General features: G+C 31.3%; 11 protein-coding genes. 5 read left to right on the forward strand and 6 right to left on the reverse strand.

Annotated features, from left to right (window positions below):
• Positions 1 to 252: 252 nt before the first annotated feature.
• Positions 253 to 1,026, reverse strand: coding sequence for a diaminopimelate epimerase (dapF, locus tag Q0998_RS18750; RefSeq protein WP_299672794.1), 774 nt, complete (start codon positions 1,024 to 1,026; stop codon positions 253 to 255).
• Between the two features lie 130 nt (positions 1,027 to 1,156).
• Between dapF and Q0998_RS18755 the strand changes: the two genes are divergently transcribed.
• Positions 1,157 to 2,542, forward strand: coding sequence for a trypsin-like peptidase domain-containing protein (locus tag Q0998_RS18755; RefSeq protein ID WP_299672797.1), 1,386 nt, complete (start codon positions 1,157 to 1,159; stop codon positions 2,540 to 2,542).
• A gap of 137 nt (positions 2,543 to 2,679) precedes the next feature.
• Positions 2,680 to 4,122 carry a glyceraldehyde-3-phosphate dehydrogenase gene (locus tag Q0998_RS18760; RefSeq protein WP_299672800.1) on the forward strand — a complete coding sequence of 481 codons (1,443 nt, stop codon included), beginning with the start codon at positions 2,680 to 2,682 and terminating at the stop codon, positions 4,120 to 4,122.
• A gap of 95 nt (positions 4,123 to 4,217) precedes the next feature.
• Here the strand turns inward: Q0998_RS18760 and Q0998_RS18765 are convergent, their stop codons facing one another.
• The gene (locus tag Q0998_RS18765) at positions 4,218 to 5,237 is read right to left on the reverse strand and encodes a hypothetical protein (protein WP_299672803.1); all 1,020 of its coding nucleotides are present in this window, start codon (positions 5,235 to 5,237) and stop codon (positions 4,218 to 4,220) included.
• A gap of 430 nt (positions 5,238 to 5,667) precedes the next feature.
• On the opposite strand from Q0998_RS18765, the gene Q0998_RS18770 reads away from it, so the two are divergent.
• A complete protein-coding gene (locus tag Q0998_RS18770) occupies positions 5,668 to 6,234 on the forward strand; it encodes a hypothetical protein (protein WP_299672806.1) in 567 nt (188 codons plus the stop codon).
• Between the two features lie 165 nt (positions 6,235 to 6,399).
• Here Q0998_RS18770 and Q0998_RS18775 read toward each other — a convergent pair whose 3' ends face one another.
• The 4 genes from Q0998_RS18775 to Q0998_RS18790 form a co-directional block, all read right to left on the reverse strand.
• A complete protein-coding gene (locus tag Q0998_RS18775; RefSeq protein ID WP_299672809.1) occupies positions 6,400 to 7,062 on the reverse strand; it encodes a hypothetical protein in 663 nt (220 codons plus the stop codon).
• Between the two features lie 94 nt (positions 7,063 to 7,156).
• Positions 7,157 to 7,633, reverse strand: coding sequence for a DsrE/DsrF/DrsH-like family protein (locus tag Q0998_RS18780; protein ID WP_299672812.1), 477 nt, complete (start codon positions 7,631 to 7,633; stop codon positions 7,157 to 7,159).
• A gap of 15 nt (positions 7,634 to 7,648) precedes the next feature.
• Positions 7,649 to 7,957, reverse strand: coding sequence for a TusE/DsrC/DsvC family sulfur relay protein (locus tag Q0998_RS18785; protein ID WP_299672815.1), 309 nt, complete (start codon positions 7,955 to 7,957; stop codon positions 7,649 to 7,651).
• A 12-nt stretch (positions 7,958 to 7,969) separates the two neighbouring features.
• The gene (locus Q0998_RS18790) at positions 7,970 to 9,205 is read right to left on the reverse strand and encodes an FAD/NAD(P)-binding oxidoreductase (protein WP_299672818.1); all 1,236 of its coding nucleotides are present in this window, start codon (positions 9,203 to 9,205) and stop codon (positions 7,970 to 7,972) included.
• A 185-nt stretch (positions 9,206 to 9,390) separates the two neighbouring features.
• Here Q0998_RS18790 and ligA point away from each other — a divergent pair, with 185 nt between their 5' ends.
• Positions 9,391 to 11,388, forward strand: coding sequence for an NAD-dependent DNA ligase LigA (gene ligA / locus Q0998_RS18795; protein ID WP_299672821.1), 1,998 nt, complete (start codon positions 9,391 to 9,393; stop codon positions 11,386 to 11,388).
• Positions 11,389 to 11,498: 110 nt separating this feature from the next.
• Positions 11,499 to 12,206: a DUF4294 domain-containing protein gene (locus Q0998_RS18800; protein ID WP_299672824.1), complete on the forward strand. Its 708-nt coding sequence runs from the start codon at positions 11,499 to 11,501 to the stop codon at positions 12,204 to 12,206.
• Positions 12,207 to 12,350 lie beyond the last annotated feature (144 nt).

The following is a 12,350-nucleotide window of genomic DNA, read 5'->3' on the forward strand; positions in this document are numbered from 1 at the left end:
TGCAGTAGCTACATCAAAACAAAAATATATAGAAAATTATCAACCAAATATTTGTTTTTAAGCACAGTTCATTCCTGTGTAAACAGGAATCCATAATAAGAATATTAAAAAGCTGAAAATTCTTCGACAAGCTCAGAAAGACATCTTTCTTTTCAATTGATGATATTCCTTATAATTTAATTCTCTAAGATCTTCATAAAAAAATATTACATATAAAGTTTATAATATTCGTACATGGTTTGCCAACAACAATCAAATAGGAATTTCACCTTTAAAAACAAATGTAGCGGGACCTTTTAAAAAAACGTTGGTGTATTTTCCTTTACTTTCATCAAAACTAACTTCCAATTCTCCTCCAACTACTTTTATGCCTATTTTATTTCCTAGAGTTTGTTTTGTTTTGTGCATTGCAATGGCTGCTGCAGTTGCACCTGTGCCACAAGCTAGGGTTTCATCTTCTACACCACGTTCATAGGTTCGTAAATCAAAATAATTTTCATCAATTTTTTCTACAAAATTAATATTGCTTCCTTCGTTACCATAGGCATTCCTTAATTTTCGTCCAGCAATGACTACTAAAAAATCATCTAAATTATTTACAATCTGTACATGATGAGGAGACCCAGTATCTAAAAAAGTATAATTTTCAGAAATTTCAATAGCATCAACATCTTTCATTTGTAAAGAGACCTGATCCTCTTTTATTGCTGCAGAATGCAATCCATCAACAGCCATAAAAGTTGTTTTATTTCCTATGAGTTCTAATTGTTTTGCAAAAGCGACAATACATCTTCCTCCATTACCACACATGGTGCTTTCATTTCCATCTGCATTAAAATAAACCATTTTAAAGTCTGTTTCCTCATCATCTTCTAAAAGAATTAAACCGTCTGCACCAATTCCAAAATGCCTGTCACAAAGATGTGAAATGATGGCTGTGTTTTTTTTAGGAAAGGTTTTTAACCTATTATCTACTATCACAAAGTCATTTCCTGTCCCCTGGTATTTATAAAATATTAAATTCATAAGTCAAAGATAGGAATTTCAACATCAAAAAGAACTTGTTAAAAACGGTTAAAGTCCGTTAAAAACAAGTTAAACAGATTTTGTGAATATGTTAAAATTGTATCTTTGACTGATTTAAAAATTTAATGAGATGAAGAAATTTTTTAGTTTTTTAGGAATGGCTTTTTTAGGTGGCGCACTTACTCTAGGTGGTTACAAAATGCTGTTTGATGAACATATTGTTATAGAGAGCACAACACCAAGTGCATTACAAACTGTTCAAACGAATTTTACACCTACTTATACAACTACAAATTCTGTAGAAGCCACCACAGATTTTACGCTGGCGGCAGAAAGAACCGTGCATGCAGTGGTTCATGTAAAAAACACAACGGTTAGAACACAATCAAACCCAATAGATCTTTTCTTCGGAAATAATAATGGACAAAGAAAATACGAACAAGTGGGTACAGGAAGTGGTGTAATTATTTCTGCAGATGGTTATATAGTCACTAATAACCATGTGATAGATGGAGCGAATGCGTTAGAAATTACCTTAAATAATAAGAAAAAGTATAAAGCAGAATTGATAGGAACCGATGCTGCAAATGATATTGCATTGTTAAAAATAGATGCAGATACAGATTTGCCTTATGTTGCTTTTGCAAATTCAGACCATATTAAAACCGGAGAATGGGTGTTAGCCGTGGGGAATCCTTATAATTTAACATCTACGGTAACTGCAGGAATTGTTTCTGCTAAAGGAAGAGATTTAGAAGGGAATAGAAACATAGAATCTTTCATACAAACAGATGCTGCTGTAAACCCTGGAAATAGTGGTGGTGCTTTGGTGAATATTCGAGGTGAATTGGTGGGCATAAATACAGCAATTTCTTCTAAAACAGGTTCTTTTATAGGATACTCTTTTGCAGTTCCTTCTAATATCGCCAAAAAGGTAATTGATGATATTTTAGAATTCGGAAAAGTACAGCAAGCCATTTTAGGAATTAGTGTAGATACAAAATACCAAGAAGAAGGCGTACGAGTTGCAAGTGTTATTGAAGAAACGGAAAACGCAAAAAAAGTGGATTTAAAAGAAGGTGATATTATTAAGAAAATTAATAATGTAAAAATTGCTAAATTTTCTGAACTAAAAGGACAATTAACGGCAAAAAGACCTGGTGAGTTTGTAGATGTTACAATAGATAGGGATGGAGAAATATTAGTTAAAAAAATAAAACTCTCTAAATCTGTAGAAAGATTTTATACGCGTGCTTTTGGTTGGGAATTAAAAGATCTATCTAAAAAAGAGATGAAGAAAAGAGGTCTTACAAATGGTGTAAAAATCATTGCAACAGGAAATGACAAAGCATCAAATATTTTAAAGAATTATATCATTACAAAAGTGAATGATAAAGAAGTAAAAAATGCAAAAGAAACCGCTGAAATGTTAGACCAATTGGTAGCCAACAGATATAGAGTTATTGTACAAATGGTGAATTTAGAAGGTGAAGTAGAACGCTATATTTACAGATAAAAATAAACTTATGTTCATTGTTAAAATCCTGATTTAGAATCAGGATTTTTTTTATTCTAAAACTTTTTACGAAATCGATTTCGTGTTTTAAAAAAATTAAATACTTTTGCCGAAAATTTAATTATAGTCACACAACTATGTCAACAAAAGTAAATTACAACGAAGAAGTTTTATCACAAGCACAAACAAGAAGAGCTACTGTAGAATTTATTACTATCGTAAATGATTTATGGTACGATAAATCGATAGAATTGGTACTTTTTAGAAATCCTTTAGTAGATAAAAGAGCAAACGAAGTCTTAAACTTAATTGAGTATGCAAGAGAATTTGTAAGCAAACCAATTTCAATTCATGATGCATTAGATATTGCAAAAGCAATTCAGCAAATAGATTTACCCTCTTCTAAATTAGACATTGGTAAATTGGCATACGAATGTTATTTAAGTCAGAAAAAATGTGAAGATAAAGTAGCCTTTGTTCAGAAAAAATTAAAAAACGCAACGGAAGCAGTAAATATTCAACCCAAAGATGTTGTATTATATGGTTTTGGTAGAATTGGGCGTTTGTTGGCAAGAGAATTAATGTCTAAAATGGGGAAAGGTTCTCAACTAAGATTACGAGCAATTGTAACGCGTGGAGAAATTAATCAAACAGTATTAGAAAAAAGAGCTTCTTTATTAAGTATCGATTCTGTGCATGGAGATTTCTTAGGAACGGTTCAAACAGATGTAGAAAATAATGCATTGATTATAAATGGTACCACAGTTCATATGATTTCTGCAAAACAACCAGAAGACATCAATTATACAGCATACGATATAAATGATGCTTTAGTGATAGACAACACCGGTGCTTTTAGAGATCATGAACAATTAAGTAGGCATTTAAAGTCTAAAGGCGCAAGTAAAGTTTTATTTACTGCACCAGGAAAAGGAGTGCCAAACATAGTGCATGGTGTAAATCATAAACAATACAATCCAGACAAAGTAGATATTTTTTCTGCGGCATCTTGTACAACAAATGCAATTACGCCCATTTTAAAAGTTTTAGAAGACAATTACGGAATTAAAAAAGGGCATTTAGAAACCATTCATGCATACACAAATGATCAGAATTTGGTAGACAATATGCATAGCAAATACAGACGTGGTAGAGCAGCAGCTTTAAATATGGTCATTACAGAAACAGGTGCTGGCGCAGCCGTTTCAAAAGCAATACCTGCTTTAGAAGGCAAATTGACGTCAAATGCAATTAGAGTTCCAGTGCCTAACGGATCTTTAGCCATTTTAAGTTTACAATTGCATACCAAAGTAACCAAAGAAAGCGTCAATGCTTTAATAAAAAAATACGCTTTAGAGGGCGATTTAGTGGAACAAATTAAATATTCGATGGATAATGAGTTGGTTTCCTCAGATATTATTGGTACTACTGCACCTTCAATATTTGATAGTAAAGCAACTATTTCAGATGAAGAAACAATTGTAGTGTATGTTTGGTATGATAATGAATATGGATATTCGCACCAAGTTATTCGTTTGGCAAAACACATCGCAAAAGTGAGAAGATTTACATATTATTAACAAACTCTTAGTGCAAATTCGTTCAATAATTGTTGAATGTAGAAACCCGATACATTTTGTATCGGGTTTTATGTTTCTTTTTGGCTTCACTGCATTTATTTACCATACCAAATAGCAATGGTGTTTTGAGATGGCTTTTTATAAATAGGAAAATCAGAACTGTTCCATTCCCAAGGAAAAGTTCCTGCAAACCAATCTTCTTTCCAAAGTTTTTGAAATAAAGCTTCGTAAGCCAATTGCTGAGTTTTATCAGATTTTTTTGTCAGAAATCTTTGGAAATAATTACTCCATTCCCAAGGTTTTTTAGTCGCATACAAATCATTTCGATAACCAACTTCTGTAAAAAGGATTTGTTTATGATATTTTTTAGACAATTTCTTTAAAGATGGCATGTGTTTGTTCCAACCTGTTTTTATTTGCTCTAAATTAGGATTGCTATTTTCCGTTAGCGGATAATATGCTTGAATACCAATATAATCCATTTCATTCCAAAAATCAGTAAAATCATAGGTGTCATCCCAGTTTGCAGCGTAGGTTAATTTGCCTTTATAAATAGTTTTGATTTCTTGTATTAGTAGCAACCATTTTTTAGGCAACTCTTTTAAAGAACTTTGTAGTTCTGTTCCTATACAAAATAATGCTGCATTGGTTTCTTGCGCCATTTTTGCATAATGAATGATATTTTTTCTGTAGCCTTCAAACCAAGAATTCCAATTTTCTTGGGTATCAAAATTAATATTAGAACGCCAACCAGAAGACATCCATAGGTGGGGTTTTATCATCACAAAAATATCTTTTGTATGGAGTTTTTTAATATCTCTTATAAAAGCTGAATCTCTTTTAGACCAAACCCCCATTTTTTCAGGTGAATTTATTTTTATAGAACTTTCTGTCTCTTGATAAAAATAAGGAATTACAGCAATCCACTCAATATTGGTTTTAATATAATTAGAAATCGAAATGTTTTTTCTTCTCCCAACTCGAAAGGCATTCATGCCTCTAATTTTAGAATCTTTTAAAAAACGTTTTTTAGAGAAGTTACTTTTGTTTTCAACAGCGTAGTTCCATTCGTATTTAAAATCTTCATTGTTATTATAATGAACAATACTCTTCATAATAAAAACAACCAGCGCAATTGGTAAAACCAATCTAAAAATAAAATGTTTAAGAACAGTTTGAATTCCTTTATTTTTATAAACGGAAATAAAGTAATTTAAGATGAAAAACAATATCAAAAAAAATGAAAAGAGTATATGAATGCTTATCAAACCATTTTTTGTTGTTGAAATCTCAAAAAATGATCTTATAAGTTCACTAAAGTTTGTGTTGCTATTATACGTGAAGTATAAAAAAAACAGAAAACTAAACAACCATGTAAATACGTAAGTTTTTAAAATATTTAGAAAGTGTTTTTTCAAATTTAGTGGGTTTGAAATAATACTAATGAAATGATTAGAGTGTATGAAGATATTTATAAATTATGAAATAAAAAAACTACTAGCAGTTACTAAAAGTTTTACTTATTTTTATCAAAAATTCTTATTGATGAAAAAGCTAACGATATTCTTCTTTTTAACAACTTTTTTTACAACGCTTGCTCAAGAGACACTTCCTTATTATGAAATTCCAAAAATGGAAGAAAACTACTCTGCACAGAACACAGTTGCAAGAATGGTAGATGGTTTGGGATTTAGATACTATTGGTCTACAGAAAGTTTACGGGCAGAAGATTTAGCATACCAACCAAAAGGAGCAGGTAGAAATTGTCAAAAAACCGTAAATCATTTGTACGATTTATCGAATATGATGTTGCGTTTAACAAAAATCGACCTTACACAAGAAATAGAAAAAGAGCAGATGACCTTTGCAGAAATGCGAAAACAAACGCTGTTGAATTTTGAAGCGTTTAGCAATAAAATTAAATCGAGTATAGATTTATCAGAATTCACGATTAAAAAAGATGGTGAGATCACTGTTCCTTTTTTTAATGTGATAAACGGACCAATTGCAGATGCAATTTGGCATACAGGTCAGATTGCAAGCTTTAGAAGATCTTCAGGAAATCCAATCAACTCTAAAGTAAATCACTTTACAGGAACGGTAAGAGAATAAAAAAATATGAAATTCACTCTTAATAATCCATTGCTTTTCTGACATGGTTAAGGAATAGTCATTACAATGCAGACCCTTTAGGTTTTTAAAACCTAAAGGGTCTGCAAGTTTTTAAACTTAAAAAACTATGTTTTCTATATAACTATGACTATGTGGTAAAAGAAACTATTCCTCTTCGAAGAACTCAATTTTACATTCCAATTCCTCATTTAGAAATTCATCTTTACTCATCCAATAATCAGAAGTAGTCATTCTATAAGTCGCATCGTTTTTTTGAAGATCCCAAATAACATCGTTTGCTTCTTCAAAAGCTTCTTTAGCATTTAATTGATCGCTAAAGAGACGAATAATCACATTGTGGCTGTCTAAATTCTTGGCAAAACATTTTAAAACAATTTCTTTGGTAATGGTTTTATCTGCATTTGCTAGTGGTGTAATTTCAAAATCTACCACCGTAGCTTTCGTGTTGTGAAATTTACCGTTGTACGCCTTGTACAATAACTGATTGATATTAAAAAGTTCGTTATGCAAATTAATTTCTGGATATTCTTCAGAAATCTTATCCAACAACATTTCATGAGACAATTGTTCTATTTGCCCTTCGTTTAAATGATCAGACAATCTATAATCTAACACAATTGCAGCAGCTTCATTTGTCTCATAATCTGCAATTGCCATAAATAATAACTCTTGCAATTCGTTTAAATTATTGCTTTGTGCATCTGGAAAATCGAACCTTTCTAAAAGCTGTTTATAATCTTCTATACTCCATGCATTTTCAAGTTCATCAACGGTAGCAATTTTATGTATTTTTATAACGTATTTCATTTTTTTATTTAAGTTTACTATGAAAAATTAATATACGTTTTTAAAGAATTGCATACAAGGTTTTTTTAATTTATTGTGTTGATCTTTCTAACTTTTATATAAAAAGCAAATGCGTATTATCTTTATCCGCTCTATTATAAAAATCTCCAATAGTTAAAATCCCATCTAAATTATCAATCAAATCTTTTTCCTTAAGATGAAACATGTCAACAGCCAATTTGCACGCCCAGAGTTTACAGCCAGAATCTGATAGAATTTCTAAGAATTCATCAATAGGTGGCATGTCTAATTTTTCCATTTCTTTTTTCATCATTTTTGTAGCCAAAGCTTCCATGCCAGGTAAACCTCCAAGCATTGTTGGAATATGCATTGCAGGATTGCCAACGGTTGCTACACGTAAATGTTCTAATTTTTTCTTTTGAATTACTTCTAATCCAAAAAAAGTGAAAAAAATTTCTGAATCTATACCCTCCATTCTTGCGCCATTTGCCATAATAAAGGCAGCGTATACATTTTCTATGGTTGCTTTAGATAAAATGAAAAGCATTTTTCTAATTTTCGTTTTTTCCATGATGCTATTTTTAGATTAAATACAACTTTTTGGTTTCGGTATTCCGGCAATCATTGTTGCTTTTTTAAGAGGACCTCCAGGAAATAACTGATAAAACTCTTTGATATTAATGACACCACTTTTTTTAATACCTCTAATAGATAAGGGCTCTTCATTTTTAAATTTTTCATGAATATAAGCGATGACTTCCCAGTGTTTATTGGTCATTTCAATCTCTTGCTCCTTTGCAATTTCGTTTCCAACTTCTTTTGTCCATTGACTAAAGTCAGTTAAATATCCTTCTTCGTTAACGTTTACGGTTATTTTTGCTAGTTTTTTTTCCATCGTATTACATTTTTAATTTAATTTTTTACCTTTTTCACTCATAGTTGCAGATACAAACGGAATGTGTACGCCTTTGATCAGCATATTCCAATAAATCCACTTAAATGCCATTTTTCCCATATGATTTATTCTACTTTCTTTTAATAAACTTAATGGGCCAACGCCTGGAAAAGGAAAACTGCCCTCAACAGGTTCTTGTGTGTAATTAAAGTCTATCAACAATGCTTTTCCGTTTCCAGTTTCAATAAAACAATTTGCATGTCCATCAAATTCTTCTTTCAATTTTTCACTACGTATGTATCTTAAAATATTTTCTGTTAGAATTTCTGCTTCAAAGTGCGCAACAGAGCCTGCTTTAGAAGCTGGTAAATTTGTACAGTCTCCAATAGCGAAAATGTTTTTGTTTGCTATGGTTTGAAGGGTTGCTTTGTTTGTGGGAACAAAATTTAAATCGTCTCCTAATCCTGAACGTTCTAGTAAAGAATCACCCATGTTGGTGGGTATGGTTACTAATAAATCATATTCAACTTTGGTGTCTGCATAATCAATAATTTTATGATTCTTATAATCAACACGTTCAATATTAAAATCGGTCACTTCTTTTATGTTTTTTTCTTCTAATAAATAGTGTAACGCTTTGGTAGCTTTTGGTTTGGTAAAAGCACCGTCTAAAGGCGTCACGAAAGTAATGTCAACTTGATCTCTTATTCCTTTATTTTTAAAGTAAGAATCTGCTAAAAAAGCAAATTCTAAAGGTGCAACAGGACATTTAATTGGCATTTCTGTGATGTGTATTACAAGTTTACCACCTTCCCATTCTCTAAATTTATTTCGTAATGCTTTAGCGCCTTCATAGGTGTAAAAGTCAAAAATATTTTTGTGCCACATCGGCCCTTTCATTCCTTCTGTTTCTTCAGGAGCAATTTTTGTGCCTGTGGCAATGATAAGAATATCGTACTGTAGTTTTTTGTTGCTTTCTAGTAGCACTTCATTTTTATCAGGTACAATTTGTTCAATTTTCTCTTGAATATAAGTTACAGCTTTCGGAATAAATTTTTTTCCATTCTTTTTAACCTGTTTTGTTGTATATATATCAAAAGGAAGAAATAAAAAACCTGGCTGATAATAATGTGTTTTATATTGATCTATAATGGTAATTTTCCAAGTATCTATTTTTAATTTAGAAACCAAATGATTTGCCATCATTGTTCCAGCTGTTCCTGCGCCTAAAATGACTAAATTTTTCATAATAAAAATATTTACATTTCAAATTTATAAAAATGGGTCATTTTAAATTATGATATAAATCAGGAAAAAGACCTTATGTAACAGAGGTTACATAAGGTTTCTATTATTTATATTTTGTAAGCTCCTTTTTTATATTGGTATTTGTTTTTAATGTTTTATTTTTGGTTTTGCTAGTAAAACTATCCATGAATATTCAACAAAAAATACAATTGCTTCGAGAAGAATTGCGTCAACACAATTACAATTATTATGTGTTAGACAATGCGACAATTTCTGACTATGATTTTGATATAAAATTAAAAGAATTAGAAATGTTAGAAAATGAACATCCCGCATTTTTCGATTCAAATTCACCTACACAAATAGTAGGAGGTACCATTACCAAAAAGTTTAATACAGTTGTTCACAAAAACAGAATGTATTCTTTAGACAATTCTTACTCAAAAGAAGATTTGTTAGATTGGGAAAAGCGAGTTGAAAAAGTTTTAGGCACTTCAGCACTAGAATTTACTTGCGAGTTAAAATTTGACGGAGCTTCCATAAATCTTACCTATGAAAATGGTCAGTTTGTAAAAGCAGTAACTAGAGGAGATGGTTTTCAGGGAGATGAAGTTACCAATAATATCAGAACAATTCGTTCAATTCCGTTATCCATAAAAAACGACTTCGTACGTAATTTTGAAATGCGTGGAGAAATTGTTTTGCCAATAGATGGTTTTCATAAAATGAATGAAGAACGAGTTGCAAACGGAGAAGAAGCTTACAGAAACCCAAGAAACACCGCAAGCGGAAGTTTAAAATTACAAGACAGTGCAGAAGTTGCAAAAAGACCTTTAGACTGTTTGTTGTATCAAATAGTAACAGAAGAACGCAAATACAAAACGCATTTTGAAAGTTTAGAAAATGCGAGAAAAGTAGGTTTTAAAGTTCCAGAAACAATTTCATTAGCAAAATCGATAGACGAAGTTTTCGATTTTGTAAATCATTGGGATGCTAAAAGACACAATTTACCTTATGAAACAGACGGTGTTGTAATTAAAGTAAACAATTTACAACAACAAGAAGAATTAGGCTATACAGCAAAAGCACCAAGATGGGCCATTGCTTATAAGTTTAAAGCAGAACAAGTGGCTACTGTTTTAAATGAAATTACCTATCAAGTTGGTAGAACTGGCGCAATTACACCCGTTGCAAATTTAGAACCCGTTCAATTAGCAGGAACTACGGTGAAACGAGCTTCATTACACAACGCAGATCAAATAGAAAAACTAGACATTAGAGAAAAGGATACTGTTTTTGTTGAAAAAGGCGGAGAAATCATTCCAAAAATCATTGCGGTAGACTTTACAAAACGCCCAGAAAATTCAGAACCAACACAATATGCAACAAACTGTCCTGAATGCAATACCCAGTTGATAAGAACAGAAGGCGATGCAAAGCATTATTGCCCAAATGAATTTGGTTGCGCACCACAAATCACCGGAAGAATTCAACACTTTATTTCTAGAAAAGCGATGGATATTGACGGTTTAGGTGGCGAAACTGTAGATTTGTTACGTAAAGAAGGTTTGATTCAGAATTATGCAGATTTGTATGATTTAAAAGTAGCACAAGTAATTCCATTAGAAAGAATGGCAGAAAAATCTGCTCAAAATATGGTTGATGGAATTCAAAAATCAAAAGAAATTCCGTTTGAAAAAGTATTATTTGCGCTCGGAATTCGTTTTGTTGGTGAAACTGTAGCAAAAAAATTAGCAAAACACTTTAAATCGATAGACAATTTAATGAGTGCAACTTTCGAAGAACTCATTCATGTAGATGAAATTGGCGATAGAATTGCACAAAGCATCATCGATTTTTCTTCAGATTTAGGAAACATACAATTAATCAATCGCTTAAAATCGTATGGACTTCAATTAGAAGTTTCCGCAGAAAGTTTAGAGAATCAAACAGATAAATTGCAAGGGCAAATTTTTGTAGTTTCAGGGGTTTTTCATCAAATGAGTAGAAACGAACTCAAAAAAGCCATCGAAGACAATGGCGGAAAAGTAAGTTCATCAATCTCTAAAAAGACAAATTTTATTGTTGCAGGAGACAATATGGGACCAAGTAAATTAACAAAAGCACAAGATTTGGGAGTTTTAATAATTTCAGAACAAGATTTTATAGATAAAATAAGTTAGAAAAGACAGTTTGGTATCTAATTTGTATAACTAAAAAAGAACCACCACAACTTATTAAATTTGTACAGAAAATAGCTAAAAATTTGAAAAAACTCTTATACATATATATCATGTCAATTTCGGTGCTCTCTTTTTCTCAAAAAAGAGAAGTCGATTCTTTACCTACAAACATAGAAGAGTACATTTTTGTAAAACCTGGTGACTCTATCATAGTACAATTAAATGAATTTGCATTGTTGCCCAAACCAAAATTTAGCTCAAGAGAAGACATTCGTTATTACCTTTGGTTTCGAAAAAAAGTATACAAAGCCTATCCTTTCGCAAAATTAGCCTCAGAAAGGCTAGACAGTCTAAATGTTAGATTAGAAAGAATAGATTCAAAAAGAAAGCGAAAAGCATACACAAGGCTTGTTCAAAATTATATCGAAGGCGAATTTACAGATCAGATAAAAAAGATGACCACTACAGAAGGTCGTATCTTAATTAAGTTAATTCATCGTCAAACTGGTAAAACTGCTTTTAACAATATAAAAGGACTCAGAAGTGGTTGGAAAGCTTTTTGGTACAATACAACGGCCAATGTTTTTAAACTTTCTTTAAAATCAGAATACCAACCAGAAATTTCAAATGAAGATTTTTTAATTGAAGATATCCTACAACGTGCTTTTCGAGATGATAAATTAGTACCTCAAAAAAGCAAATTAGACTTCGATTTTATAAAAATCATAGCAACTAAGAAAGCAAAAATCGATGTAGAAGAATACAAGTTTATGTTTTCAAAGATGAAAAAGAAAAGAAAGAAGAAGAAAAAGAGTTAGTTTTCTTTGGGTGTTCCCTTTTTTAAAGTTTCTTATTTAAGGAAAAATAAGATTTGTATATAAAAAAGGTCGGGCTTTCCATAGTATCTTTTTATGCTGAATTGATTTCAGCAGGTTACTTTTAACCAAGGATTTTTATTTGTT

This window comes from uncultured Polaribacter sp. (assembly GCF_947501385.1).
In the GTDB taxonomy this organism is placed as follows: Bacteria; Bacteroidota; Bacteroidia; order Flavobacteriales; family Flavobacteriaceae; genus Polaribacter.

What these genes read in the sequence shown, in the direction of transcription:
- dapF (WP_299672794.1), bottom strand. Translation starts at nt 1,026, where the DNA reads ATGAATTTAATATTTTATAAATACCAGGGGACAGGAAATGACTTTGTG.
- Q0998_RS18775 (WP_299672809.1), bottom strand. Translation starts at nt 7,062, where the DNA reads ATGAAATACGTTATAAAAATACATAAAATTGCTACCGTTGATGAACTT.
- Q0998_RS18785 (WP_299672815.1), bottom strand. Translation starts at nt 7,957, where the DNA reads ATGGAAAAAAAACTAGCAAAAATAACCGTAAACGTTAACGAAGAAGGA.
- Q0998_RS18770 (WP_299672806.1), top strand. Translation starts at nt 5,668, where the DNA reads ATGAAAAAGCTAACGATATTCTTCTTTTTAACAACTTTTTTTACAACG.
- Q0998_RS18800 (WP_299672824.1), top strand. Translation starts at nt 11,499, where the DNA reads ATGTCAATTTCGGTGCTCTCTTTTTCTCAAAAAAGAGAAGTCGATTCT.
- Q0998_RS18755 (WP_299672797.1), top strand. Translation starts at nt 1,157, where the DNA reads ATGAAGAAATTTTTTAGTTTTTTAGGAATGGCTTTTTTAGGTGGCGCA.
- Q0998_RS18790 (WP_299672818.1), bottom strand. Translation starts at nt 9,205, where the DNA reads ATGAAAAATTTAGTCATTTTAGGCGCAGGAACAGCTGGAACAATGATG.
- Q0998_RS18780 (WP_299672812.1), bottom strand. Translation starts at nt 7,633, where the DNA reads ATGGAAAAAACGAAAATTAGAAAAATGCTTTTCATTTTATCTAAAGCA.
- Q0998_RS18760 (WP_299672800.1), top strand. Translation starts at nt 2,680, where the DNA reads ATGTCAACAAAAGTAAATTACAACGAAGAAGTTTTATCACAAGCACAA.
- ligA (WP_299672821.1), top strand. Translation starts at nt 9,391, where the DNA reads ATGAATATTCAACAAAAAATACAATTGCTTCGAGAAGAATTGCGTCAA.
- Q0998_RS18765 (WP_299672803.1), bottom strand. Translation starts at nt 5,237, where the DNA reads ATGAAGAGTATTGTTCATTATAATAACAATGAAGATTTTAAATACGAA.